General features: G+C 73.0%; 24 protein-coding genes. 12 read left to right on the top strand and 12 right to left on the bottom strand.

Features of this window, described 5'->3' with window-relative positions; all coding sequences use genetic code 11:
- The 8 genes from AB0B39_RS04505 (at position 1) to AB0B39_RS04470 (ending at position 11,365) form a co-directional block, all read left to right on the top strand.
- Positions 1-747: an ABC transporter ATP-binding protein gene (locus AB0B39_RS04505; protein ID WP_357573494.1), complete on the top strand. Its 747-nt coding sequence runs from the start codon at positions 1-3 to the stop codon at positions 745-747.
- A gap of 41 nt (positions 748-788) precedes the next feature.
- On the top strand, positions 789-2,804 hold the full coding sequence (locus tag AB0B39_RS04500; RefSeq protein ID WP_357573775.1) for a DUF5941 domain-containing protein: 2,016 nt from the start codon (positions 789-791) through the stop codon (positions 2,802-2,804).
- 15 nt (positions 2,805-2,819) lie between these two features.
- Complete coding sequence (locus tag AB0B39_RS04495; protein ID WP_357573493.1) at positions 2,820-5,030, top strand: bifunctional glycosyltransferase family 2 protein/CDP-glycerol:glycerophosphate glycerophosphotransferase; 2,211 nt, start codon at positions 2,820-2,822, stop codon at positions 5,028-5,030.
- Between the two features lie 131 nt (positions 5,031-5,161).
- Entirely contained in the window at positions 5,162-6,463 is a 1,302-nt protein-coding gene (locus AB0B39_RS04490) for an ABC transporter ATP-binding protein (protein ID WP_357490989.1), read from the top strand.
- Positions 6,464-6,556: 93 nt separating this feature from the next.
- Positions 6,557-7,588, top strand: a complete 1,032-nt coding sequence (locus tag AB0B39_RS04485) for a hypothetical protein (RefSeq protein ID WP_357573492.1) — start codon at positions 6,557-6,559, stop codon at positions 7,586-7,588.
- Between the two features lie 63 nt (positions 7,589-7,651).
- Positions 7,652-8,116, top strand: coding sequence for a DUF4442 domain-containing protein (locus tag AB0B39_RS04480; protein ID WP_357573491.1), 465 nt, complete (start codon positions 7,652-7,654; stop codon positions 8,114-8,116).
- A gap of 61 nt (positions 8,117-8,177) precedes the next feature.
- The gene (locus tag AB0B39_RS04475) at positions 8,178-8,996 is read left to right on the top strand and encodes a beta-phosphoglucomutase family hydrolase (RefSeq protein WP_357573490.1); all 819 of its coding nucleotides are present in this window, start codon (positions 8,178-8,180) and stop codon (positions 8,994-8,996) included.
- Positions 8,993-11,365 carry a glycosyl hydrolase family 65 protein gene (locus tag AB0B39_RS04470; protein WP_357573489.1) on the top strand — a complete coding sequence of 791 codons (2,373 nt, stop codon included), beginning with the start codon at positions 8,993-8,995 and terminating at the stop codon, positions 11,363-11,365. The genes AB0B39_RS04475 and AB0B39_RS04470 overlap by 4 nt, the downstream gene beginning before the upstream one ends.
- Positions 11,366-11,410: 45 nt before the next feature.
- Here the strand turns inward: AB0B39_RS04470 and AB0B39_RS04465 are convergent, their stop codons facing one another.
- On the bottom strand, positions 11,411-11,590 hold the full coding sequence (locus AB0B39_RS04465; RefSeq protein WP_234591596.1) for a hypothetical protein: 180 nt from the start codon (positions 11,588-11,590) through the stop codon (positions 11,411-11,413).
- Between the two features lie 286 nt (positions 11,591-11,876).
- Between AB0B39_RS04465 and AB0B39_RS04460 the strand changes: the two genes are divergently transcribed.
- Entirely contained in the window at positions 11,877-12,554 is a 678-nt protein-coding gene (locus tag AB0B39_RS04460; protein ID WP_357573488.1) for a dienelactone hydrolase family protein, read from the top strand.
- Here AB0B39_RS04460 and AB0B39_RS04455 read toward each other — a convergent pair.
- A complete protein-coding gene (locus AB0B39_RS04455) occupies positions 12,549-13,736 on the bottom strand; it encodes an AI-2E family transporter (protein ID WP_357573487.1) in 1,188 nt (395 codons plus the stop codon). The two genes, AB0B39_RS04460 and AB0B39_RS04455, sit on opposite strands and share 6 nt — an antisense overlap.
- Positions 13,737-13,988: 252 nt before the next feature.
- Between AB0B39_RS04455 and AB0B39_RS04450 the strand changes: the two genes are divergently transcribed.
- Positions 13,989-14,171 (top strand): antitoxin, encoded by a 183-nt coding sequence (locus AB0B39_RS04450; RefSeq protein ID WP_007454882.1) that lies wholly within the window; start codon positions 13,989-13,991, stop codon positions 14,169-14,171.
- Between the two features lie 70 nt (positions 14,172-14,241).
- Here the strand turns inward: AB0B39_RS04450 and AB0B39_RS04445 are convergent, their stop codons facing one another.
- Positions 14,242-14,847 carry a hemerythrin domain-containing protein gene (locus tag AB0B39_RS04445; protein ID WP_357573486.1) on the bottom strand — a complete coding sequence of 202 codons (606 nt, stop codon included), beginning with the start codon at positions 14,845-14,847 and terminating at the stop codon, positions 14,242-14,244.
- Between the two features lie 201 nt (positions 14,848-15,048).
- Here AB0B39_RS04445 and AB0B39_RS04440 point away from each other — a divergent pair, with 201 nt between their 5' ends.
- Positions 15,049-16,371, top strand: a complete 1,323-nt coding sequence (locus AB0B39_RS04440; protein WP_357573485.1) for an FUSC family protein — start codon at positions 15,049-15,051, stop codon at positions 16,369-16,371.
- Between the two features lie 10 nt (positions 16,372-16,381).
- Here AB0B39_RS04440 and AB0B39_RS04435 read toward each other — a convergent pair whose 3' ends face one another.
- The 8 genes from AB0B39_RS04435 to eccB all read right to left on the bottom strand — a co-directional run bounded on the left by AB0B39_RS04435 (position 16,382) and on the right by eccB (position 23,011).
- Positions 16,382-17,026, bottom strand: a complete 645-nt coding sequence (locus AB0B39_RS04435; protein WP_234590074.1) for a C39 family peptidase — start codon at positions 17,024-17,026, stop codon at positions 16,382-16,384.
- Between the two features lie 227 nt (positions 17,027-17,253).
- Positions 17,254-17,694, bottom strand: a complete 441-nt coding sequence (locus AB0B39_RS04430; RefSeq protein WP_357490973.1) for a TIGR03618 family F420-dependent PPOX class oxidoreductase — start codon at positions 17,692-17,694, stop codon at positions 17,254-17,256.
- Complete coding sequence (locus AB0B39_RS04425) at positions 17,691-18,029, bottom strand: YkvA family protein (RefSeq protein WP_234590059.1); 339 nt, start codon at positions 18,027-18,029, stop codon at positions 17,691-17,693. Before AB0B39_RS04425 ends, AB0B39_RS04430 begins: the two co-directional genes overlap by 4 nt.
- Before the next feature lie 78 nt (positions 18,030-18,107).
- Positions 18,108-18,905, bottom strand: a complete 798-nt coding sequence (locus AB0B39_RS04420; RefSeq protein WP_357573484.1) for a hypothetical protein — start codon at positions 18,903-18,905, stop codon at positions 18,108-18,110.
- A 271-nt stretch (positions 18,906-19,176) separates the two neighbouring features.
- On the bottom strand, positions 19,177-19,536 hold the full coding sequence (locus tag AB0B39_RS04415) for a hypothetical protein (protein WP_357573483.1): 360 nt from the start codon (positions 19,534-19,536) through the stop codon (positions 19,177-19,179).
- Positions 19,537-19,749: 213 nt separating this feature from the next.
- On the bottom strand, positions 19,750-21,036 hold the full coding sequence (locus tag AB0B39_RS04410) for a WXG100 family type VII secretion target (RefSeq protein WP_357573482.1): 1,287 nt from the start codon (positions 21,034-21,036) through the stop codon (positions 19,750-19,752).
- On the bottom strand, positions 21,029-21,397 hold the full coding sequence (locus AB0B39_RS04405; protein WP_234590050.1) for a hypothetical protein: 369 nt from the start codon (positions 21,395-21,397) through the stop codon (positions 21,029-21,031). Before AB0B39_RS04405 ends, AB0B39_RS04410 begins: the two co-directional genes overlap by 8 nt.
- Before the next feature lie 87 nt (positions 21,398-21,484).
- Positions 21,485-23,011 carry a type VII secretion protein EccB gene (gene eccB, locus AB0B39_RS04400; RefSeq protein ID WP_234590048.1) on the bottom strand — a complete coding sequence of 509 codons (1,527 nt, stop codon included), beginning with the start codon at positions 23,009-23,011 and terminating at the stop codon, positions 21,485-21,487.
- Between the two features lie 159 nt (positions 23,012-23,170).
- Here eccB and AB0B39_RS04395 point away from each other — a divergent pair, with 159 nt between their 5' ends.
- Positions 23,171-24,358, top strand: coding sequence for a type VII secretion protein EccE (locus AB0B39_RS04395; RefSeq protein WP_357573481.1), 1,188 nt, complete (start codon positions 23,171-23,173; stop codon positions 24,356-24,358).
- Positions 24,359-24,380: 22 nt separating this feature from the next.
- Here AB0B39_RS04395 and eccD read toward each other — a convergent pair whose 3' ends face one another.
- Positions 24,381-25,778, bottom strand: coding sequence for a type VII secretion integral membrane protein EccD (gene eccD, locus AB0B39_RS04390; protein ID WP_357490961.1), 1,398 nt, complete (start codon positions 25,776-25,778; stop codon positions 24,381-24,383).
- Positions 25,779-25,939: the final 161 nt, after the last annotated feature.

The raw sequence follows: 25,939 nt of genomic DNA, 5'->3' as shown, positions 1-25,939 counted from the left end.
ATGGCCACGCCGATCATCGAGGCGGACGGTCTGGGCATCCGGTTCGTCCGCAACCGTCGCCGCCAACTGCGGCTGCGCGAGCTGTTCATCCACCGGGGCGGGCGCGGCGCCCTACCCGGTCAGTTCTGGCCGCTGCGTGACGTGTCGTTCACCGTGGCGCCCGGTGAGACCGTCGGGGTCATCGGCCGCAACGGCACCGGCAAGAGCACCCTGCTGCGGTTGATCGCCGGGGTGCTCATCCCCGATGAGGGCGACATCCGGGTGCACGGCGCGGTGGCGCCGCTGTTGGAGTTGTCCGCCGGTTTCTCCAACGACCTGACCGGGCGGGAGAATCTGCACCTGGTCGGTGGGCTGCACGGACTGTCGACGGGCTACCTGAAGCGGCACTTCGACGAGATCGTCGAGTTCGCGGGTGAGCAGGTGGAACGAGCCATCGACACGTCGGTGCGGCACTACTCGTCGGGGATGAAGGTGCGGCTCGGCTTCGCGATCATCTCGCGCCTGCCGCACCCGATCCTGCTGATGGACGAGGTGACCGCGGTCGGGGACGCGGAGTTCCGCGAGAAGTGTTACGCGACGATTGATCGTCTGCTCGGAGAGGGGCGCACGCTGGTGCTGGTGTCACACAACGAAAAGGACCTGACCCGGTTCTGCCGTCGGGGGTTGTACCTCGACGCGGGCCGGTTGACGCTCGACGGCACCATCGCCGAGGCGCTCGACGCGTACAACGCCGCGGTTCCGCGGTGACGCTCGCGATCGTGCTCGCAGCCGGGACGCCCGCGGCGGGCCTGACCACCGCGTCCGGCGAGCCGCTGGCCGACCGGCTCGCCGTCCAGCTGCGCCGGGCCGGGGCGACCGAGGTGCGCTTCGCCGCCACCCTCGACGAACTGGCCGCGCTTGCCGATGACGCCGACGGGCCACTGCTGATCAGTGGCACCGACCTGGTGGCGCACACCGCAGTGCTGAGGCACCTCGCCACCAGTCCGGTGGGACCGACAGTGGCGCTGGTGCTGACCGACCCGCCGGTGCCCGGACGGACGGCCGTGCGCGAGGAGCGCGGCCAGATCGTCGACGCCGGCCCCCTGGATGCCCTCGACGGCGACGCCACAGGCGTGTTCGGTGGCGCGCTCCGGGTCGGCGTGGACGACCTGCCGAATCTCGCCGCCGCCGCCCGCGCCGCAGCGTCCGAGATGCTGCCCGTCGCCGCCCCGATCGGCCCGGCCGGTGACGTGTCGCCGCTGCCGGTGGCCGGCGGTGTGGGCTCGGCGGGCTCGGCCGCCGCCGGTGGTCCCGGGTCCGCCGTGGACCGGCTCGTCGCGGGTCTCGCGGCGCTCGGCACCCTGATCTTCGCCCAGCGGGTACGCCTGCTCGTGGCGCACCGCGTCGAGGACTCGGCCGGGTTGGTCGCCGCCGAGGCGGCGGTGACGGCTGTCGACGAGGACCGCGCCGAGCTGCGGCTGTCGGTGAAGGAGAAGGACGACTTCTTCTCCACGTACTTCGTCAGCACCTGGTCGCCGTACGTCGTGCGGCTCGCCGCCCGGCTGCGGCTCACCCCGACCGGGGTCACGGTGATCTCGGTGCTGTTCGCGCTGGCAGCCGCCGTGCTGTTCGGAGTCGGCGGGCGGCCCGCGCTGGTGGGCGGCGCGGTGCTGCTCTACCTCGGCTTCGTGCTCGACTGCGTGGACGGCCAGTTGGCCCGCTACACCCGGCACTTCAGCGCGTGGGGCGGCTGGTTGGACACGATGGCCGACCGGGCGAAGGAGTACCTGGTCTACGCCGGTCTGGGCTTCGGAGTCAGTCACGCCGGGCTGGGCAACGGCTGGGCCCTCGCCATCGCCGCGATGACGTTGCAGACCGTCCGGCACATGACCGACACCTGGTACGGGGTACTGCACGACGAGGCGGCACGCCGGCCCCGGACGGCGGCGGGTGCCAGCGGCGGCATCGGCGACCGGCTGAACGCCGCGTCGACGCGGGTGCAGGCGGACACCGGCTCGCTGTCGTACTGGCTGAAGCGGACCGTGGTGTTCCCGATCGGTGAGCGGTGGGCGCTGATCGCGCTGACCGTGGCGCTGTTCAACCCGCTGGTCAGCCTCATCGCGGTGCTGGTCTGGGGTGGGTTGGCTTTCGCGTACACCGGTGCCCTGCGCACGTTGCGGGCCCGCTGGATGCGGGTGCCGGTGCTGGACACGGTCGACGCGACCCTGCACCGCGACGACGGCCCGCTGGCCCGCCGGCTGCCGGTGGTCCGCCCGATGGGGCCGCTCACCCTGGCGGTGATCGCCGCGCTCGCCCCGGCGGTGCTGCTGGTCGCCGCCCTGCTGGACGACTCGCCGACGGGACTGCGGTGGGCGGTGCCGGTGGCGTTGCTGGTGCTGCTGGCCGGTGGCCTCGGCGCCAGGGCCGCGCACAACGGCCCCCTGGACTGGCTGGTGCCGGCGGCGCTGCGGGCCGCCGAGTACCTGTTCGCGATCGCCGTCGGGGTGGTCGGCGACGCGCCGGGCTGGCTGATCTTCGGCTACGTCTTCGTGCTCGCCGTGCACCACTACGACCTGACGGCCCGACTGGAGAAGCGGCAGACGGCGCCGCCGCTGCACCTCGCCACCCTGGGCTGGGACGGACGTTCGGTGCTGCTGGCCCTCGCGGCGATTGCCGGCATCGTGAGTATCGGCATGGCTACACTCGGTGCGTACCTTCTCGTGGTTTTCGTGGCGAGCGTCGTCCTGGCCTGGTTTGTCCGGCCGGCCCGTAGCGCGCGGGCGTCGGCCGCGCCGGTGGGCGCGGGAGGTGTCGCGCCGCGCTGACGAAGGGACGGCCGGATGACCCTGATCAGTTTCGTGGTGCCGGCCTTCCGGGTGCAGGGATATCTGCGCGAGTGCCTGGACTCGATCCTCGGCCAGCCGGAGACCGACCTTGAGGTGATCGCCGTCGACGACTGCTCGCCCGACGCCAGCGGCGAGATCATCGACGAGTACGCGGCCCGCGACCAGCGCGTCCGGTCGGTCCGGCTGTCGGAGAACGTCGGCCTCGGTCCAGCCCGCAACATCGGGCTGGACCGGGCTGTCGGCGAGTACGTGTGGTTCATCGACGGGGACGACTGGCTGGCGCCGGACTGCCTGCGGGAGGTGGCCGACCGGCTGCGCGCGACCCGGCCGGACGTGCTGCTGGTGGACCACGTCCGGACGCACTGGAACGACACCGCCACCCGCAGCGCGATGGCCGAGGTGTTCCCGGAGTCGCCCCCAGTTGCCACCTTCCGGCTGCGGGACCGGCCGGAGGCGATGCGGCTGCTGCACACCGCCTGGAACCGGCTGGTCCGCCGGGAGTTTCTGGTCGAGCTGGGACTGCGCTTCTCGGACGGCTGGTACGAGGACGTCTCGTTCAGCTACCCCGTGCTGATGGCGGCGCAGCGGATCGGCGTACTGGACCGGGTCTGCGTCAACTACCGGCAACGTCGGGCGGGCGCGATCACGAAGACCAGAGGGGACCGGCACTTCGAGGTGTTCCCGCAGTGGCACCGGGTCTTCCATCTGATGGACGCCTGGTCGCCGGCGGTGGACGAGCTGCGCCCGGCGGTCTTCGAACGGATGATCTGGCACTACCTGACCGTGCTCGGGAACGGTCAACGGATCGCCCCGGAACTGCGGCCGGCGTTCTTCGCGCAGATCACCGCCGACTACGCGCGGTGGCTGCCGGACGGCGGGTACCCGGTGCCGGAGGGCGTCGAGGGAATCAAGCACCGGCTGGTGGCGACCGGCCGGTGGCGGACGTTCAGCGCGCTGCGGGCCGCCAGCCGGGCCCGCGACACGGCACGGAGGCAGGCACGTACCGCCCGCCGTCGGGTCGGGCCGGTGGCCCGGCGCGGCGCGCGGCTGACCCGAGACGGGCTGCTGCGCGAGTACTACCGGGCCGAGCTGCGCCGGCCGGTGGACCCGACGCTCGCCGTGTACGCGGCCTACTGGTACCGCGGGTACTCCTGCAATCCGGCCGCGATCTACGAGGCGGCCCGCCGGCTGGCCCCCGAGGTGCGGGGCGTGTGGATCGTGCGCCGCGACCGGGTGGACGCCGTACCGGCCGGGGTGGAGTACGTCGTCGCCGGCACCCCGGCGTACTACCGGGTCCTCGCGCGGGCCCGGTGGTTGGTCAACAACGTCAACTACCCGGACTTCGTGCGCAAGCGGCCGGAACAGGTGCATGTGCAGACCCACCACGGCACTCCGGTCAAGGTGATGGGGCTCGACCAGCAGCGTTACCCGATCGGCGCGGGCCGGATGGACTTCGCCGGCCTGCTGCGCCGGGTGGACCGCTGGGACTACAGCGTCAGCGCCAACAGCTTCTCCACCCAGATGTGGGACCGGGCCTATCCGGCCACCTACACGACGCTGGAGGTGGGCTATCCGCGCAACGACCGGCTGGCCACGGCCAGTCCGGACGAGGTACGCCGGCTACGCGCCGAGTTCGGCATCGGGCCCGACGAGCAGGTGGTCCTGTACGCCCCGACGCACCGCGAGCACCTGCCCGGCTACCGGCCGCCCTTCGACCCGGACCGGCTCGTCGCCGCGCTCGGTGACTCGGGGCGGCTGCTGATGCGCAGCCACTACTTCCACGACCGGGAACGCCGGCCCGGCCGGCCGCTGGACTTCCAGCGGGTGCGCGACGTGAGCGGCTACCAGCGGGTGGAGGACCTCTATCTGGTCGCCGACGTGCTGGTCACCGACTACTCCTCGGCGATGTTCGACTATGCGGTGCTGGACCGGCCCATCGTGCTCTACACCCCGGACTGGGAGGCGTACCGCCTGGCGCGGGGTGTCTACTTCGACGTCACCGCGGAGCCACCGGGGGCGGTGGCCGCCACGTTCGCCGACCTGCTCGACCTGTTCCGCACGGACGCGGTGCGCTCCGACGCGGCGCACAAGGCCCGCCAGCACTTCCGGGGCCGGTTCTGCCGGCTGGACGACGGGCAGGCGGCCGAACGGGTGGTGCGCCGGGTGTTCCTCGGCGAGCAGCCCGAACCGTCGCCGGGCTGCTGACCGCAACGACGTCGCGTGCCGCGTAATAGCGGTGTCATGGGCCGAACATGAGACGTTTACCCGATGTGCGAAACGAATGATCCTGGTCACAGTCTTCTGGGGGTTCGGCCGACGACCTGGGGGAGGTGACGGTGAGCACCGTCGCGCTCAAAGATGTGAGCAAGGTTTTCAAGGACGGCACGTTGGCCGTCGACAGCATAAATCTGGATGTGAACGACGGCGAGTTCATGGTGTTGCTGGGGCCTTCCGGCTGCGGCAAGTCCACAGTGCTGCGCATGATCGCCGGTCTGGAGGATCCGACACAGGGCGCGGTGCTGCTGGACGGGGAACTGGCGAACGACCTGCCGCCACGCGACCGCAAGATCGCGATGGTCTTCCAGGATTTCGCGCTGTATCCGCACATGACAGTTGGCGACAACATCGCCTTTCCGTTGCGGCTTGCCGGTATCGAACCGGAGCCGCGCGGTGAGCGGGTCACCGACGTGGCGAGTGCCCTGGGCATCAATGACGTCCTCGCCCGCAAACCGGGCCAGCTCTCCGGCGGCCAGCGTCAGCGGGTCGCCATGGGCCGCGCAATCGTCCGACGACCGGGGCTGTTCCTGATGGACGAGCCCCTGTCGAATCTGGACAGTGGGCTGCGCGCCGAGCTGCGCGCGGAGATCTCCGGGCTGACCCGCGAGCTGGGTGTCACCACCGTCTACGTCACCCACGATCAGGCCGAGGCGCTGACCATGGCCGACCGGGTGGCCATCATGCGCCGCGGCGTGCTCCAGGACGTGGGCACACCCACCCAGGTGTACGGCCGTCCGGCGACGCTCTACGTGGCCGCCTTCCTGGGCAGCCCTCGGATGAACCTGCTGGAGGCGTCGGTCTACGTCCACCTCGACCGGTACGTCACGCTCAACCTCGGTGAGCAGTCGCTCTACCTGCCGTGGAACGACATCCGCAGCCGCGCTGTGGCGCACTACCACGGTGAGCGGATCGTGGTCGGGATGCGTGCCGAGGCGCTCACCCCGGTCGCCCCGGACAGCCCCGGTGACGTCCTGCGTGGCCGGATCCGCTACCTGGAGCACCACGGGCACGAGTCGCTGGCGTTCCTCGACATCGGGGCGACCGCGATCATGGTGGACGAGATGGGTGCGCCACTGGACCCGCCGCCCGTGGGCCAGCGGGGCCTGCGCCGGTTCGGTGCGGTGATGCAGCGGCTCACCGGCAAGCCGGTGGAGGCCGAGGACGTGCCGAACGGCGCCGCGCGCAGCACCAGCGTCCTTCCCGACCCGGGCCGGCACCACCGCCGCCCGGCGGAGTTGGCGGTGCGGCTCGCGCCCTACCCGGCGGTCACCGCCGGTCATCCGCTCGCCGTGTCGGTTCGGATGGACGCGCTGCACTTCTTCGACGAGCGCGGTGCCCGGATCGACGTGGGTTGGCGGTGACGCCACGCCGTAGCGGGGTGGCGGGAGGTCCGTCCGGTGTCCTACCGTCTGCCCACCTAGTCCAGTATGTGACACACCGAGAGGGGAACACCCGTGTCGGGTGACCGTCCCAGTCCGCTCGTCATCGAGCGCATCCTGCGCGACCGGCAGGGCATCTGGCAGCAGATCGTGGCCGAGGGCGACCTCAACGCGCTGACCGGGCGGATGCTGGCCAGCTCCGCCATCGCGCTCGCCTGCTACGGGGCGGTGCTCGGGGCGTTCCACAGCCCGCTGATGGCGCTCACGTCCGCGCTGAAGCTGCCGCTGCTGTTCCTGGTCACGCTGGCCATCTGCCTGCCCACGCTCTACCTGTTCAACCTGGTGTTCGGCGCCCGACTGTCGGTGCGCCAGTCGCTGGCGCTGGTGATGGTCGCGATCACGGTCACCTCGATGCTCGCGGTGGCGTTCGCGCCGATCAGCCTGTTCTTTCTGATCACCGCGCCCGACTACGGCTTCTTCAAGCTGCTCAACGTCGCGATCCTGACGCTGTCGGCGCTGGTCGGGCTGCGCTTTCTGACCGGCGGGATGCAGGTGCTCAACGACCACGGCCTGCTCGCCCCGGCGGTCCCCACGGCCGCGACCGCGGGCGAGGTCAACGCCCAGACGCCGGCGGTGCCGGCTGCGGTGCCCGCCGGTGCGGTGCCGGTCAGCGTGCCCGCCGGTGCGGCCCCGACCGCCGATGCGGGTGCCGAGCCGGTCGCCGTGTCGGCGGGAGCCGCGGTGGCGGGTTCGGCCGCGAACGGTGCCACGCCCGCCGCGACGCCGACCGCGCAGCCCGCGGCCCAGCCGCCGGCGCACGTCCCGGCCCAGTGGGGCGGCCAACCGGCCCCCGGCTCGTTCCCGCCCGGCTACCCGGCGGCGCAGCGCCCGTGGGCCACCCCGCCGGCCCGGCGCGGCGAGCCGACGCAGCGGCCGGCCAGCATGACGCTGCTCTACATCTGGATCCTGCTCTTCGGGTTCGTCGGCACCCAGTTGGCGTGGACGCTGCGGCCGTTCTTCGGTGACCCGGGTCAGGACTTCTCGCTCTTCCGTAGCATCGACGGCAACTTCTACGCGGAGATCCTGCGGACGATCGCCAACCTCTGACCCAAACGACTGCCGGGAAAACCCTGGTTGCCGCCCTTGGTTACCGACAAGTAACGTCGGGCTATGACCATCGACTCCCGCCAGGTGGCGGCCGGCATCCTGGAAGCGGTGCCGTTCGCCCGGACGCTCGGCATCGAATTCGTCGAGGTGGCACCGGAGGCGGACGGCGGGGTGCGGGCCGTCGTCCGGCTTCCCGACGCGCCGGCCACCCACAACCACATCGGCGGCCCGCACGCCGGGGCGATGTTCACGCTCGGCGAGACGGCCTCCGGCACGGTCGTGCTGGCCGCCTTCGGGCAGCTGCTCGACCGTTGCGTGCCGCTCGCCGTCCGGGCCGAGATCGCCTACCGCAAGGTGGCCCGGGGGCCGGTGCTGGCCACCGCGCGGCTCGCGCGCCCCGCCCCGGAGGTGATCGCCGAGCTGGAGTCCGGTCGGCGGCCCGAGTTCGCCGTCGAGGTGGAGATCGCCACCGAGGACGGCACGCCCACCTCCGCACTGACGGTGATCTGGACGTTACGGCCGAACTGAGCCACGCCACGGGCGGCCGAAAACGGGTTTGCGGGCCCGGCCGGGTGGTTAGATTCGTACCGTGCTGGGCCTACCTGCTCATGTGACCGCCTGTCTCTTCGATCTGGACGGTGTGCTGACGCAGACCGCCCGGGTGCACAACGCCGCCTGGACGAAGACGTTCGACGAGTTCCTGCGGCAGCGCGCCACGACGACCGGAGAACCCTTTCAGCCGTTCGACCCCGGCCCGGACTACAACCGCTACGTCGACGGCCGGCCCCGCGCCGACGGCGTCCGGTCGTTCCTCGCCTCCCGGGGCATCGTGCTTCCCGAGGGCAGCCCCGACGACCCGCCGGACGCCGACACCGTCAACGGTGTCGGCAACCGCAAGAACGTCCTGCTGCTGGAACAACTGCGCACCTCCGGTGTCGAGGTCTACCCGGGTTCGGTGCGCTATCTGCGGGCGGCGACCGCCGCCGGGCTGCGTCGGGCGGTGGTCACCGCGAGCGCGAACGGGCGCGAGGTGGTCGCCGCGGCCGGCCTGGAGGACCTGTTGGAGGCGCGGGTCGACGGGATTGTGGCCCGCGAGCAGAAGCTGCGTGGCAAGCCGCAGCCCGACACCTTCCTGGCCGGGGCCAGGATCCTCGGAGTGGACCCCACCCAGGCCGCCGTCTTCGAGGACGCGCTCTCCGGGGTGGCCGCCGGCCGGGCCGGCGGTTTCGGGTACGTGATCGGTGTGGACCGGGTCGGACAGGCCGACGAACTGCTCGCACACGGCGCCGACATCGTGGTGAAGGATCTCGCCGACCTGCTCGACGCGGGCGACGCCGAGCCGCCGGCACCACGTCCCGCCGGCGACACCGCTGGCCGGACGCCAACCGGCGACCGGGGTCTCGCGTGATCCGGGAACGGGCCTATCCCGTCGAGCCCTGGCACATCCGGGAGACCCGGCTGGACATGGACGTGCTCGCCCAGTCGGAGTCGGTCTTCGCGCTCTCCAACGGGCACGTAGGTCTGCGCGGCAACCTCGACGAGGGCGAGCCGCACGGCCTGCCCGGCACCTACCTCAATTCGTTCTACGAGCTGCGTCCGCTGCCGTACGCGGAGGCCGGCTACGGGTTCCCCGAGTCCGGGCAAACCATCGTCAACGTCACCAACGGCAAGCTGATCCGGCTGCTCGTCGACGACGAACCGCTCGACGTCCGCTACGGCGAGCTGCTGTCGCACGAGCGGGTCCTCGACATGCGGGCCGGCACCCTGCACCGGGAGCTGCACTGGCGCTCGCCGGCCGGCCGCGAGGTCAAGGTTCGCAGCACCCGGCTCGTGTCGTTCACCCAGCGGTCGGTCGCCGCGATCAGCTACGAGGTGGAGGCCGTCGACGGCCCGCTGCGGCTGATCGTCCAGTCCGAACTGGTCGCCAACGAGTCACTCCCGGCGCAGAGCAAGGACCCCCGGGTAGCGGCCGTGCTGGAATCGCCGCTGCAGGCCGAGGAGGAGCTGACCACCCCGGACGGCGGGCAGCTGATCCACCGCACCAAGGTCTCCGGGCTGCGGGTGGCCGCCGCCATGGAGCACGAGGTGCACGGCCCGGACCACACCACAATCGAGTCCGAGGGGTACGAGGACTGGGTACGCACCACCATCGGTTGCGTGCTCCGGCCCGGCGAGAAGCTGCGGGTGGTCAAGTACCTGACGTACAGCTGGTCCAGCCGCCGTTCGCTGCCCGCGCTCCGCGACCAGGTCGGCGCGGCGCTCGCCGGGGCCCGGCTGGACGGCTGGGACGGCCTGCACCGGGAGCAGCGCAACTACCTCGACCGGTTCTGGGACGCGGCCGACGTGCTGGTCGAGGGCGATCCGGAGATCCAGCAGGCCGTACGGTTCGGTCTGTTCCACGTGCTCCAGGCCGGTGCCCGAGCCGAGCAGCGGCCGATCTCGGCGAAGGGGTTGACCGGTCCCGGCTACGACGGGCACGCCTTCTGGGACACCGAGATGTTCGTCCTGCCGGTGCTCACGTACACCCAGCCGAGCGCGGTGCGCAGCGCGTTGCAGTGGCGGCACAGCACGCTGGAGCAGGCCCGGGAACGGGCCGAGACGCTCGGCTTCAAGGGCGCCGCCTTTCCCTGGCGGACCATCGAGGGGCCGGAGTCCTCCGGGTACTGGCCGGCCGGCACCGCGGCGTTCCACATCGCCGCCGACATCGCCGACGCGGTCCGCCGGTACGTGCTGGTCACCGGGGACACCGTCATGGAGCGGGAGATCGGGCTGGAGCTGCTGGTGGAGACCGCCCGGCTGTGGCGCTCGATCGGGCACCACGACCGGCACGGCCAGTTCCACATCGACGGTGTCACCGGCCCCGACGAGTACACGGCGGTGAAGAACGACAACGTCTACACCAACCTGATGGCCCAGCGGAACCTGCTCACCGCCGCCGAGGTCGTGATGCGCTACCGCGACGAGGCGTTCCACCTCGGGGTCACCGACGAGGAGGCGGCGAGCTGGCGGGACGCGGCGACCTCGATGCACGTGCCGTACGACCACGAGCTGGACGTGCACCAGCAGGTGGAGGGGTTCACCCGGCTGCAGGAGTGGGACTTCCCGCACACGCCCGCCGAGAAGTACCCGCTGCTGCTGCACTACCCGTACTTCGATCTGTACCGCAAACAGGTGGTCAAGCAGGCCGACCTGGTCCTGGCCATGCACTGGCGGGGGGACGCGTTCACCCCCGAGCAGAAGGTGCGCAACTTCCTCTACTACGAACGACGGACCGTCCGGGACTCGTCGCTGTCGGCCTGCACCCAGTCCGTGCTGGCAGCCGAGGTGGGCCATCCCGACCTGGCGCACATCTACCTGCGCGAGGCCGCGCTGATGGACCTGCACGACCTCAACGAGAACACGCGCGACGGCGTGCACATGGCGTCGCTGGCCGGCGCGTGGCTCGCCCTGGTCGGCGGGCTCGGCGGGCTGCGCGATCACGACGACGAGCTGTCGTTCGCGCCCCGGCTCTCCAGCCGGCTCACCCGCCTGGAGTTCTCCCTCCAGTGGCGCGGGCTGGCGCTGCGGGTGGACGTCCGGCCGCACCAGACGACGTACTCGCTGCGCCACGGTGGCCCGGACGACGTCGTGGAGCTACGCCACCACGACCAGATGCTGCGCGTCACCTGCGACGAGCCGGTGACCGTGCCGGTGCCGCCGGCCAAACCCTCGGGACCGCCGCCGGAGCAGCCACCGGGTCGGTCGCCGCTGTTGCGGCTGCCCGAGCACGAGCAGTGACGGCCGGGGCGGGAGTGTTCCCGCCCCGGCCGCCACGCGCGTACGTCAGACCGGCTCGCCGGTCGAGGGCCGTCCGATGGCGTCCCGCGGCGCGGCCGCCTTGGGATCGTCGGGCAGCCGGGCCGAGGCGGCCTGGTCCCCGAAGTCCTGGTTGCGCTCCGCGTCCTGTTCACGCTGGGCGCGCTCGGCCATCTGCTGCTGCCGGGAGATCTGCTGCTTGGCCATGGTGATCCTCGCGATCCGTCGGGGCGCGGGTGCGCCGACACGGTCTGCGGTCGGTCGTCGCGTACCCGGCGGCCCACCCGGCAAACGCCGTCCCTGTGGTGCGACGCGGCGGCCTGCGTGCGCGTGCGACGCGGCGGCCTGCGTGCGCGTGCGACGCGGCGGCCTGCGGGCGCTGCGGCGTGGCGGGCGCGGGCTGCGTGCGCGCGCGATGCGGCGGGCCGCAGGCGCGCGTGCGACGCGGCGGGCGGGGTAAGCGGGCCCAGAGGCGAGCACGCGGAGGTGCGGCATGGACGAAGAGCGCAGCACGGTGAGCATTCCGGTCCGGGGCGTCGAGCTTCCCGCCGATCTGATGCTGCCCGCACGGCCCGTCGGCGTGGTGCTGTTCGCGCACGGCAGCGGCAGCTCGCGGCACAGCCCGCGCAACGTCGCGGTGGCCCGGACGCTGACCGGTCGGGGCCTCGCCACAGTGCTCGTGGATCTGCTCACCCCGGCCGAGGACGAGTTGGACACCCGCACCGCCGAACTACGGTTCGACATCGGGATGTTGGCCAGCCGGCTGGCCGGGATCGTCGACTGGTTGGCTGCCGAACGCCCCGCAGGTGACGTGCCGATCGGTCTCTTCGGTGCCAGTACCGGCGCCGCCGCCGCGCTGGTCGCGGCCGCGTCCCGGGCCGACCGGGTGGGCGCGGTGGTCTCCCGGGGAGGCCGACCCGACCTGGCCGGCGCCGCCCTGGCCCAGGTGCGTACCCCGACGTTGCTGCTGGTCGGCGGCCTCGACGAGGAAGTGATCACGCTCAACGAGCAGGCGCTCACCGAGCTGGGGGAGGTCGGCAAGCTGTGGGTGGTGCCGGGTGCCACCCACCTCTTCGAGGAGCCCGGCGCGCTCGACCAGGTCGCCGAACACGCCGGGACCTGGTTCACCACCCATCTCGCCCGGACGACAGCCGCGCCGCGCCGCTCATGAGAGTGCCGGCGCGTCCGGGGTGGAGCGGTGGCGCAGGACGGTGTCGATGACCCGCCAGAGGACAGCGGTGATCGGAACGCTGACGAAGGCGCCGGCGATGCCCGCGATCAGGGTGCCGGCGGTGACCGCCACCAGGATCACGGCCGGGTGCAGGCGCACCTGGCGCTTCATGACCAGCGGCTCCAACAGGTTGCCCTCGATCTGCTGCACCGCGACCACAGCGGCGAGGGTGAGCAGGGCCGTCGTCGGCCCGTTGGCCGCCAGCGCCACGAGCACCGCCACCGCGCCGGCCACCGTCGCCCCGATGATCGGTACGAAGCCGCCGAGGAAGGTGATCAGCGCCAGCGGCAGGGCAAGCGGCACCCCCAGCAGCACCAGGGCCAGCCCGATGCCTATCGCGTCGATCGCGGCGATCAGCATGGTGCCCCGGCTGTACGCGCCAAGCGTCTGCCAGCCACCCCGGCCGGCCTCGGCCACCAGCGACCGGTTGGGACCGGTCATCCGGGACAGCACCCAGTGCCACATCGACCGGCCATCCTTGAGCAGGAAGAAGAGCAGCACCAGGGCGAGCAGCGCGGAACCCAGCACCTCGGTGGCCGTCCGGGCCCCCGACACCGGGTCCGGCGAACTGCCGCTGAGACCCTCGCGAGCCTGGTCGATCAGCTTGTCGAGTTGGGCGTCGCTGACCGGCAGGGTGGACGTGACGAAGTCGCGGCTGCGGTCCAGCCCCTGGGTCAGCTCCTGACTGAGCTGATCGAACTGGCTGGCGGTCAGGTTCCACACCAGCGCGCCGACCCCCACCAGGATGCCGAGCAGCAGCAGGACGGTGAGCAGCGCGGCAGGTGCCGCCGGCAGACGCAGGCGACGCAGCCGGAGCAGCACCGGGTCGAGCAGCGCGGTGAGGAAGATGGTGGCGGCCAGGGCGATGGCCAGCGGGGCCAGCAGGACGGCGATCCGACCCAGCAGGTAGAGCCCGGCGATGATCACCACCAGGCAGGCGCTCCACAGCACCGCGGTCCGGACCAGCCAGGGCAGGGTGGCCCACGCCTGGCGCGGCCCGGTGCCGCCGGTCGTCGCGGCGGTGCCCGTTGCGGACGCGGTGCCCGTTGTGGACGCGGCGCCGGTCGTGGACGCGGTGCCGGTTGTCGGCGCGGCGTCCGCCCCGGGTTCGTCTGCCGTCATGTCGGCCCTCCTCGATCTCGGCGAGGTCGGTACCCGGCCGGCGCTGCGCCGACACCCGAATCGCGCCAACGCTCGGCTCGCCCTCGGAAGTGACGGGCGCGTTCCGGACGGTCCGGGGCGTCCCGCCCGCGCGGATCGTACGTCGGCGCGGGCCGATCGGCCGGGCCTTCACCATCCCCGTCCGGACCGTCGGTGTTTGCGCCGACAGGCCTAGGGAACGCGAATGGGAACGACCCGAGGAGGAGGAGCGCCGTGGGTGACTTCATGGACAAGGCCAAGGACGTCGCGGACAAGCACGACAAGCAGGTCGACCAGGGCATGGAGAAGGCCGGCGACATGGCCGACAAGCGCACTGGCGGCAAGTACGACGACCAGATCGACAAGGGCGTGGACCAGGCGCAGGCGCGGACCGGTGAGGGTGACCAGGTCCGCTGACGAACCGGACGTCTCCCGGGCCGCCGAGGTGTCGGCGGCCCGGGATCGTCCCTGTCGGACGGTACGTCGGTCAGCGCTGCTGCTTCTCGCGTAGCTCGTCCATCGACGTCGGCCGGTCGCGCAGTGCGTCACGCATCCGGTCGATCATGCCGGTGCCGGGGGCGAGCAGCTTGTTCGCCGGGGGGTGGTCCGGCGCGTTCGGGTGGGGCCGGGTCGGCGCGATCTTCTTGAACGCCGTCACCTTCCCGGCCAGCTCGACCAGCTCCTCCCGAGCCGTGGCGGCGCGCAGCCGGGGGAAGAGGTCGTTCTCCTCGTCCTGCACGTGGTGGCGGATGGTGCTGGTCAGATGGGCGAGAAGCTCGTCGAAGCGGCTGTCGGACGGGTCGACCGATTCCAGGTCCTTCATCGTCCGTTCGGCGTCGGCGTGCTCGTCGATCTCGTGGTCCGCGATCTGGTCGCCGTCGGGCAGTGCCTTGCGCGCCGTCGGATAGACGTACGCCTCCTCGGCCACCGCGTGCCGGACCAGCTCGGCGATCACCACGTCGGTGAGCTGGCGGCGGTACTCGGGCGTGCCCTGGCGCGTCTCCAGCTCGACGAAGAGGGTCTCGACCTCGCGGTGGTCGGCGATGAGGATGTCGACGACATCCTCGTCGCCGGTGGTCTGTGGATTGTTCATCTGGGCCCCTTACCGGTTGCGGTCGGTGGGTGTGTGGCCCCTGGTACCCCGCAGCGGTCGGGCAAACCTACGGTCGCCGATGGATTTGACGGCGCGATCCGTGGTCGGTGGTCGCCCTGACGGCTGGTGCCGGCGGTGTCCTCTGGTGCGCGCGGGACGGAGGGGCACGATTGGTCGGACGTCCTCGGGGTAACCGCCGCCATGGCCGACGACCGCCCACCAGCCGACCGGGACCGGTCGCGGCTCGGCGAGGCCGCCGAGCGGAGCGGGCAGGTGGTCCAGCGGGTACGCCACCGCGGCGGGCAGGCCGGGCAGGTCCGTGCCCGGCAGTGGGAGATCACCCTGATCATCTCGATCCAGGCCGGGCTGGCCGCCACGCTCGCCGCCCTGATCGCCCAGCACTTCCTCGGCCCCGGCGCACACGTCTTCGCCCCTGCCGCCGCCGTCGGTACGATCGCGACCGCCATCGGTCAGCGCGCCCGCCGTACCTTCGAGCTGCTGTTCGGCGTGGGCCTCGGCATCACCATCGGTGACACGCTGCGTTTCTTCCTCGGCTCCGGGCCGTGGCAGACGGGTGTGGTGGTCGCCCTGGCCATCGCCAGCGCGCTGCTGGTGGCCGGCAGGGGCGGCGCGCTTGTCGGTCAGGCCGGTGGTACGGCGGTGCTGATCGCCACGCTGGCCCCGATGCAGCGTGGCCTGGAGCTGCCGAGGATCTTCGACGCGCTCGTCGGCGGCGCGGTAGGTCTCGTGGTGGTGGCGCTGCTGCTGCCGATCAATCCCCTTCGGGTGCTGGACCGCGCCGCCGCGCCGATCTTCGCCGTTCTCTGCGAACAGCTCGCCGAGCTGGCACAGGCCGTACGGCAACGCGACGGCGACCGGTCGCAGCGCGTCCTGGAGCGGCTGCGGGGTACCGAGGGTGACGTGGGACGTCTGCACGACTCGCTGAGCGGGGCCGAGGAGGTCGTCACCATCGCGCCGGCACGCTGGCACCGCCGCCAACAGTTCCACAGGTACGCCCGCAGCGCGTCGCACCTGGAGCGGCTCCTGCTGGACAGCACCGTCATGGCCCGCTGGTCGACGACCGCCCTGCAGTACGACGAACCGCTCCCGTCGGAGCTGGCGGACGCGATCGCCCGGCTGGGACGGGCGGTGGCGGAGATGCGGACGGAGTGCCGGGTCGGCGAGATCCCGCAGTGCACCCGGAAGCTGGTCGAGGAGACTGCCGAGCTGGCCGGACGGGCATCCGCCATCGGGGTCAGGTCGTTCGGCGACGCCCTCGTCACCGCCCTGCGCACCGCGGCCAGCGACCTGCTCCGGGCGGCAGGATGCGACCCCGACGACGCCAACCGGATCGTGCGCAGGGCGGCAGGTGCCGGCGAGGCGGCCATCTCCCCACCGCCCCGGCGTCATCTGCACCGCGCCCGGGCGACTCGGGCCACCCGGGCGCGTCGGCGAGCGAACCAGGCGGCCCGCAGGCGCGACGACAGGGCCGGCCTCTCCGCGAGGAAGAGACCGGCCCGGTGAACCGTCAGGATCAGGAGGAGTAGCCGCGCTCGGCGATCCAGTTGGCGACCTTCGGCAGGCTCATCCAGTACTCGCCGAGCGCCGGGTCGGCCGGGTCGGCGACGCGGATGTCGTCCCCGCCGTCGCGGTAGCCGACGAGCGTCAGGTAGTGGCCGCCCTCGTACGAGTGCGGGTTGCCGTCGGTGTCCACGGTCGTGCCCTTGATGTTGGCCACCACCGGCCGGCCGGCGTCGATCGCGGCCAGGACGTCCCGGCGCAGCTGCTCGACCTGGTCGGGTCGGGCCACCGAATCACGGATCTCGGTGGTCCGATAGCGACCGCCGGTCAGCTCGTTGAGCACGCGGGTGGTGTCCAGGGCCGACGGTGTGCCCGCCTCCGTGGTGCCGAGCCGCTTGGCCACCTCGTCCTGGGACAGCGCCTTGCCCTGCGCGGAGAGCGCGATCCGGGTCGCGGCGGGGCCGCAGTAGAAGAAGTTCGGCTGGGCCTGGTAGTCGACGTCGAGAATGCGCTCCGCGCTCCGGTTGGACTGGCTCGACGAGGCCGGGGCGACCTGCGCGGGGGCCGCCTGCGCGGCGACGGCGGGGCCGAGGGCGCAACCGCCGGCGACCAGCAGGCCGACGACTGACAGACCGCTCTTCTGCACGATCGGGTTCATGGTCGAGTCTCCGTTCGGGGGTGTGCCGCCTCCGTGGCGGTCTCGGCCGTGCGTACCGGGGACGTAACGGCCCTGCTTCGGCCGGCATTCCGTCGCCGGCTGCCGCTGGGGCGTCGTGACCAGGTGTAACGGCTACCGGCGGTGCGGGATTCCGCGAGACGGCATGCGACAGCGAGCCGGCCCGAAACGGGCATGGCGTCGCAAAGCGGACAGTGTGCCGGTGTGGCTCAGAGGCTCCCGAGCAGCCCGGTCACGGTGATCTCGATGACCACGCGCTCCGGATTCGGGCGCGGGGTCCGATACCGCTCGGCGTAGCGTCGTTCGGCCTCCGCGACTGCGGCTCGATCCGACCGGAGCACCGCCCGGCCCTCGATCGTCAACCAGCGGCGCCCGTCCACGTGGCAGACCGCCACCGGAGTGCCGTCGGCGCCGGCGGCGGCCACCTGGCGGGCCTTGCGGGACGTACCCGAGGTGATCACCCGGGCCAGCCCGGCCGCCGCGTCGAGTGTGACCCCGACGGGCACCACGTGCGGGGTGCCGTCGGCGCGCAGGGTGGTAAGTGTCGCCAGGTGCCGTTCCGCACAGAAGGCGGCCACCCGGTCGTCGCGGATGTCCAGCCGATGATCGCCCGCCACGCGTCCCCCGTCCTGCGCACCAACCTCGATCATCGTACGGAGCGGGCGCGGTCCGGATCCGGCGGTGCGTCCGGCTGCCCGGGCAGTCGACGGCCGGCCGCCCGGCGCTTGTGCACGAGCCGCGTGAGATAGATCAGCGCGCCGGCCAGAACGCCCATGTCGTCCAGGTAGATCGGGTCCGGGAGGATGTCCACCGGGAAGATCGTGTAGATCAGCGCCCCGTAGAAGGCGACCTTTCCGCCCGCGCCCAGCCCGGTCAGCAGCCGCCTCGTCCGCACCAGCCGTACCGCCAGCACCACCGCGCCGACAAGTGTGGCGAGGGCCAGGATGCCGGCGATCACCACGAGGACCCACGCCTGTCGGGACATGCCGTCACGCTAACCCACAAGCGCCGGCCCGGCCCGGTTCGCCGTGTCGCGGCGAACCGGAACCACCCGGCCGCCGAGTCAGAACGCGGGCACCGCCGCCCGACCCCGGGCGACCACCGCGTTCTCCCGGGTCTGCTCGGTCGATGGCCGGAGCACCTCGCTGAGTGGCAGCACCGACGCCGACTCCGCCACCCGCCGCCCGGTCGCCGCGTGAGCCTCCTCGCGGAGGCTGCGAGCCGCCGCCACGGCCAGCTCAGCGGCCCGCCAGGCCGCCTGCTCCCGCTCCTGGGCGGCGACGTGCCGGGCCGCCAGGTTGTCGCGGATCGCCCGCTGCAGCACGAGTTCCTGCTCGACGGGGTGCAGCCGCGGGTCCCAGCCGTCGCGGTGCGCGAAGACGTCGCTGAGTTGCTCCACCGACAGCTCCCGCCGCCAGTACGCGTCCAGCGCGGCCCGGTGCAGGTAGCGCTCGCGGTCGGCGTACTCGGCGGGGGTCCGGACGGTCTGCGGAAGCGGCATCGCGGCTGCCCCACCGAGCCGCCGTACGCCCGCCTCGGCCGCCTCCAGCGCCTGCCAGGCGGCTTCGACGGTCTCCTGCGCGGCCACCCACTCGGCCCGCCGACGCTGGGCGCTGGTGGTGGCGCGTTCGGCGGCCACCGTGACCTCCTGCGCGTAGCGGCTCTGCTCCCGCTCCTGGAGCGCCTGTTCGAGTTGGCTGGGCATGGCGGCGTTGCGGATCCGGACGGCCGGGTCGAGTCGGAGCCGGCCGGGGCGCAGCAGGAGCGCGGCGACGGCGACGACCACCACCCCGAGCAGGCTCAGCCAGATGGCGGCGGCCCGGGGCACGTCGGGCAGGACGGCGGAGAGGACGGTCTGCATGATCAGCACCTCGCGGTCGAACGACGGTATCGACGGATGGGTCCTGACGGCACCGGGCCGGTCGCTCGACTGGTGTCGACGCGCCGGGCTCCGAGTGGTCGGGGTGAGCTGCGGATGGCCGCCCCAGGCTCGGGCCGATCCCCGCTGGGCGGGAGGTCGGGAGCCGGATCGGGTCTGGCTGCGGGTAGCGCCGGTCGGCGGCGACCCGGGCACCCGGACGCACGACCCGGAGCCGGGTCGCGGGGAGCGTCGGGTGGCCTGACGGCCTGGTTCAGCTGGCGGGAGGGCCGCGTCGGGGCGGGGTGCCGCGGCCGGGCTCAACGGCCGGCGCGTGCTGCGCGCCCGCGAGGACCGGCCGGGTCGGCGCGGCGACGACTGCTTCGCTGCCCGGCCGGGGCGCGGCCGGCTGGCTCGTACGCTCGGTGGCCGCGACGGCCTCGGGTCGAACGGCGTCCACGCGGCTGCTCACGGCGCTGGGCCGCAGCTGGGCCTGGGCGGACGGCGGGGTCGCGGCGAGCGCGCCGCCGAGACCGACAGCGAGCACCAGTGCGGTGACCGCCAGCCGGGTCAGCTCCCGCAGTGACCACAGCACTGCCCACCGGGCTGGGCGGACCAGGGCTGCGGACGACACACGACCAACCTATCGCCCGAGCCGCCGTGGCGCAGCACGACAGCGGGCGCAACGGTGGTGACCGCCACCACCGTGAACACTGTGGACGGTGGTGACCTGCGGCGACACCGCCTCCGGGCACGACGGCCGGGGGCCGGAACACGGTGACCCCCGCCGCGACAGGCGGCAGGGGTCACTCGGGTGTCTCGTGCGGCGTTGGGCGCCGTCGGCGGGTCAGCCGGCGGTGCCGAGCACCGGTGGCGCGGCGTCCCCGCCGTCCTGCCACACCATCTCGTCCTCGGTCAGCCAGGTCAGCCGCTCGTCGGACTCGTCGTCCTCGGGGCGACCGTGCCCGCCGAGCACCCCGGGGCGGTTGCCACCCCGGCCGTTGCCCGTCAGACCCTGCCGCCCACCCGCTGCCGCCCGACCGGTCTCACCGCGGCGGCCGTCGATGCTCCGCCCGACGCCACTGGCGGAACGGTTCTCGGCGGCGGCAGCGCCGCCGGTCGGCCGGGCCGCCGTGGTGGGCGTGCTGCTCGACCCGGCGAGCGCGGAGGTGCGCAGGACGCCACCGGCCGGCGCCCCGCCCGGTGCCCCGAAGAGCAGGCTCGGCCCGCCCGAGGCGCTGGCAGCCACGGTGGTGGCCGGCCCGGACAGCCCGGCCAGGCCGGCCGCCCCGCCGGTGAGCAGGGCCCCGCCGAGCAGCGGGTCCGCGCCGGCGAGGGAGGTGGTGCCGCCGGGGTCGCTGCCGGAGCCCTCCGGCCCGATGACGACAACCGAGGTGCCGCCGTCGTGGCCGGGGACGGAACCGCCCCCGCCGGCCGGCGGAGGTGCCACCCCGTCGGGCGTCGTGACCGTGGCGCCGCCCGTGTGCGCGGTCAGGCCGGTGGCGGTCGGAGCGGCCGACGGCGTCGTGGTGGCCGGGCCGCTGCGCGGCGTCGGCCGGTCCTGGTTGGTCGTCCGCGGAGTCTCCGGGTGGGGGTGGGGCGGGTCGACCACGCGGTCGTAGGCGGAGAGGTCGTAGCCGGCGGCCAGTTCGGCCACCACGTTCACCATCCGCTGGTGGGCCTTCTCCTGCTCTTCCTTGTCCTGCTGGTGGCCCATGATGCCCCCGACCACGGCACCGGGCAGGCCGAAGGCGGCACCCTTGAGCGCGCCCGAGACGGCCTTGTCGTTGTCGTCGGTCTCCTCCGGGCTCTCGGCCTGCTTGTGCGCGGTGCGCAGCTGGCCGGCCATCATGGTGAGGCCCTGCTTGACGCCGGCCATGCCTTCGCCCAGCGCGTCGGAGTGGTCGACGATCAGCGTCAGCCGGCGCTGGAACTCCCGACCTGCCGAGCCCGTCCAGGTGTGGCCGAGCTTTTCGAGGTCGCCGCTCAGCTCCCGGCCGAGACCGTCCAGGATGCCCTTGAGGGCGGCCCACTGGGCGGCGATCCCGTCGATCTGCTCCGGCTTGCCGGCCATCACCGCGTCGTACAACTCGCGGTGGCTCTTGTCCTGGTAGCGCTGGGTGTACTCAGACACTGCCGTCCCCCTTCGGCTGCAACGCCCGGTCGACACCGGTCAGCGCAGCCGTGATGTCGGTGGCGTTGGCCGCGTTACGCGCCTCGGCGGTGCGGTAGTTGGCCAGGATGGTGCTGGTCGCCTGCTGCGCGGCCACCACCGCCTGCCGGAGCCGCTCGGCCTGCTCCACGTACGACTGGTGGACCTCGCTGTAGCGGCGCGAATTCTGGGTGGCGTCGGTGAACGATCCCAACGCCGGTGGGCTGCACTGCATCTCGGTGTTGAGCTTGCGCAGCACCGACTCGGCCTGGCTCAGCCGCGACGTCAGGTGTTGGTGGAAGTCCTCAAGGGACAGCAGGTCGACTTCCGTACGCCCGGTCATGGCAACATCCCCGTCGTTCTGGTTGACAACCGTCAGCGAACCAAGGTTAGTCCACTGCTGCGACACGGGGCGACCCGTCCGAACGGGTCAGTCGTCGGCGCCGGTCGATGCCCCGGGCGACCCGCCGCCCGTGCCCCCGCTCGTCGGGGCGACAGTGGCCGGCGTGGACGACGTCGGCTGCGGCACTGACGCGGACGCCGACGCGTCACCCGGTGCGAACTGCACGAGCGCGTCCTCCCGGTTGAGCGTGGGCCCGGTCGGGATCAACGCGAGCAGCGAGCCGGGAACCGCCAGCGGAGTGACCCCTTCGTAGCCGAGCGCCCCCAGCGTCTCGGCGGAACCGAGCGGGTACCGGACACCCTGCGGGCTGATCAGGTAGACCGTCGCGCCGGCGGCGCCGGATCCGCTGGTGCCGGCGCCGGGCGCGGCCTGGGCCAGTACGCCCTTGCCGCCGGGCAGCAGCACCGATTCGGCCGTACGCACCGTGTCCCGGTTGGTCTGGCGCACCGGCACGGAGCCGGGCTCGTCCGCCGTCAACTCCGCCGGAGCCCGGTCGAAGACCTCAAGCGTGGTGGTCGGGGGACCACCGGCGGCGCCGGCCCGGTACGTCGCGCAGAGCAGCGTCTGCCCGGCCCGGGCCTGGTACAGGGTGGGCAGGGTCCGGGGCATGCCGTCCGCGTCGAGCCGCTGCTCGGTCAACAGTCGACCGGCCTGGTCCGGCGTGATGTCGGTGATCTGACCGCCGCCACTGATGAGCAGCAGGGCGGTGATCTCACTGATCGAGACGAGACCCTCCCGCGCGAGCACGTAGTGCTGCCCCGCCGCCTGGAAGACCTGACCGATGGTCGCGGGTCGGCCGGCCACGCTCAGCCCGCTGCGCTCGCCCATGTCGGCCAGGGACGGCTTGCGCAGCGGTGGCCCGGCCGGTATGGCGTTGAGCAGTTGCTGCCCGACCGGCAGCGGCGCCGTGCCGGTCATCCGCAGCGCCGCGACCGCCTGGTCACCGCCGCGCACCTCCAACCGGGAGTTGCCGGTGAGCAGGTGCCGCTGACCGTCCACGGTGACCAGCACCGCCCGGTCACCGAGCGGCGCACCGCCGGGCAACGCACGGTCGATCACGACGCGGGTGGTGGAGTGGCGCGGGTCGGCCGGGTCGGGCACGTCGCAGACGGACCACGGCAGGCCGGTCAACGACTTGCGGTCCGGCAACGCGTCGGGTGCGCCGACGATGCCGACGGTGTGCCCCCGTGGCCGGTCGCGCAGCGCGGCCTGGGACATGGTGCGCACCGCGGGGTCGGGCTCGTTGAGGATCAGCCGTGCGGAGGCGTAGTTCAGCGTGGGATGCAGCTCGCCCTCGGCGAACACGTACGTCGCGCCGGTTTCCCGCTCGATGACCAGGGTGTTCTCTTCCAGCGGCGCGGCATTCCCGGTCAACTGGCCGTACGCGCCGACGCCACCGAGCACCACCGCCGCGGCGATCACACTGCCGAAGACCGCCATGCCGAGCCGTCGCATCGGCAGGTTGGTCGTCTCCGGATCGCCCGACACGAGCGCGGAGACGATCCGACGGGTGACGAAGCGGTACGCCTGCACCTGATCGCGGCGGGTCCGCATGACTTACCTCCGGCGGGGTGGATCCGCGACGATGTCCTCGGGGTGCCGTCGCGGGCTTCCCTACGATAAGGGGCCGACGGCGGGTCCTCGGGGCCGCCGCCGGATCGGTGCCGGGCCGACCCGGCGCAGAGTCGTACCGTCCAGGAGGGACTGTCAGCGATGACGCAGGTTCAGGCGCCACCCGCCCGAGCGGTCACGAGGCCGTCCGACGTCCCGGCGCGGGTCACCCCGGCGGCCGACCGGCCGGTCCGGGGTCGCATCGGTCCGGTGCTGGTCGGCCAGCTCGTCGTACTCGAGGTGTGCGCCATCGCCGTCTGGGCCGCGACGGCCGGGCCGAGCTGGCTGCTCGCCACGGTCGCCGCCCTGGCGGTGGCGGTCGTGGTGGCCGCGTTCGCCCGCCGTGGCGGTCGCTGGTGGTTCGACGACGTGCTGCTGCGTCGCCGGCTGCGCCACCGCCGTGAGCGGGCGGCGGTCGCGCTGGCCGACGGCACCGCCGTGGACCCCCGGCTGGCCGCGCTCGCACCCGAGCTGGGCGTCATCGAGTTGACCGACCGGGGCACCCGGCTCGGCATCGGGCAGGACGACCAGGGCTGGTTCGCCGCGGTCGCGCTGCAACCGGCCACCGGTGACGCGGTCGGTTCGGTGGACGCGGCGACCGTGGACCGCGCCCTGCGGGTGCTCGCCGACTTCTCGGCCCCGGTGTCCAGGGCCCAGGTGGTCGCGCACACCCTGGTCTGGTATCCGGCCCCCGGTGCGCCGCCGGCGGCGCACCGGACCGTCTGGGTGGCGCTGCGGCTCACGGTCCACGACGCACGGATCGAGACGGTGAGCCGAGGCGGCGGACTGGCCGGTGTCCACCGCACGCTGGCCGCCGGCATCGGCCGCTTGGGCAAGGCGCTGACGGCAGCCGGATTGGCCCACCGGCCGCTGGGTCGCGACGAGCTGCGCGCCGCAGTGGTGTCGGCCGCCGGGCTGGACCTGGTGCCCGAGCCGCCGACGGAGAGCTGGCGGGGGCTGGGCGGCGGCGGCTGGACGCACCGCTGCCTGACCCTGCGGGGCCGCCCGGACGCGCCGTTGGGTCCGCTGGTGGACGCGATCACCGCAACGTCGGCCCCCTCGCACACGGTGGCCGCCGCGGTGGCGCCCGGCGGGCGCATGGCGACGCCGCTGCTCCGGGTCGCGGCCATGGACAACCACGTCGAGGCGCTGGTCAAGGTCGTCCGGGAGGTCGCGCACCGCGCGGGCACGCCGGCCCGGCCGTTGGACGGGCAGCACGGCCCGGGCGTCTACGCCAGCGCGCCTGTCGCGTCGGCGCCCGTGGGCGCCGGCCGGCGGCAGTCCCGCTGACGGCGAGCTGACTGCTCCCCGGTCAGGGCCGCAGGTTGACGATCCAGCCGTACAGGCCGCAGACCCAGACGGCCAGCGGCACCAGCGCGATGATCAGCATGATCTCGACGATGTCGAGCAGCCGACCCCACACCGGCGAGATGCGCTTGCCGGCGACGGTCAGGCCATAGATCAGGCTGACCACTGCCGCCAGCAGCAGCCCACCGAGGACCAGGCCGAGCCGGACCGCGAGCGACCCACCGGCGAAGGTCGCCGCGGCGGCCAGGCCCAGCCCGACGGTGCCGGCGAGCAGCACCGGAACGCGCTGGGCCCGACCCAGGAGCGGTCGCGCCCGCAGCAACGACAGCAGGGCCAGCACCAGGCACAGCAGCACCGCCGGCAGGCGGCCGTCCAGGGCCAGCACCAGCTGCGCGCCCAGCACGAGCACCGCCACCGTCCACAGCAGACCGGTGAGGAACTGGTCCGCCCGGTCGCTGCGCTCGAGCACCTGCCGCCCGTTCACCGACTCGCTGTCGGTCTTCAGATCGTCCGGACCGGTCGGGATCGACGGCACCGGCAGCCGGGCCAGCCGGTAGGCCACCATCGGCAGCGCCGGCACCACGCCGAACGCGACAGCCGCCACGATCGCGGCCCCGGCGGCGGCGTCGAGGTCGAGGGTCAGGCAGAGCAGCGCGCCCAGACCCGTCCCCGCGCCCACCCCGATCGCGGCGAAGAAGAGGGGGTACCGGTCACCGACGGCCACCACGGCCACCGCCCCGGCGACCACCACGGCCGTGGCCGCGAGCAGGACGTGCGGACTGGCCAGCTCGGTCAGCTTGCGGTCACCGGCGAGCAGCAGCAGGCCACCGGTGCCCGCGTACACCAGCCCGACCATCGCCAGCACCGAGCCCGTCCCGCTGTCACCCGCCGCCCGGGCGAGCACCGCGGCGCCGACCAGCAGCGCCACCGCGACCAGCACGGCGGCCAGCGCGCCGGGCAGGTGGGGAGGGCCGGTGAACAGAGCGGCCAGGGCGCCGGCGCCGAACGCCGCCGCGGCGAACAGCACCGCGAACGACCTGGTCGCCCCGACCTGCCAGGAACCCGGCCGCTGGGTGGTCGCGGTGGCGACCGCGTCCACCACGTCGTCGAAGACGACCTCCGGAGCGGAGGCGGACCGGGGGTTGAAGTACAACACCTCGCCGTCGCGGACACCGAGCTGCGCCGCCGTACGACCACCGTCCAGAGGTGCACCACCCAGGCGGGACAACGCCCAGCCGCCGTGCCGCACCCCGTCGTCGGCCAGGTCCTCACCGGCGTAGCGCAGCAGGGTCGGCAGAAGGTCCGCCATCGGCACGTCCGACGGCAGGGCCAGATCCATCCGCGTACGAGGGGCCACAATGGTGATCCGGCTCAGACCACCGGTCGCCGTCTTCGTCGCCACAGTGGCCTCCTGGTGTCCATCTACGATCGGCGGGCCGGGATCCCGCGGTGCGGGTGCACCGCGCCCACGGGAGATTACCTACGATGACGGGCACGTACAGTGCCCACCCGCGGGCTTCGGGCCGCGCCGGCACGACAGCAGGGCCGCTTCTGGGGAGGAAA

This window comes from Micromonospora sp. NPDC049114, from assembly GCF_040648635.1.
Classification (GTDB): domain Bacteria; phylum Actinomycetota; class Actinomycetes; order Mycobacteriales; family Micromonosporaceae; genus Micromonospora.
This window is presented reverse-complemented; position numbering and strand designations above follow the sequence as displayed.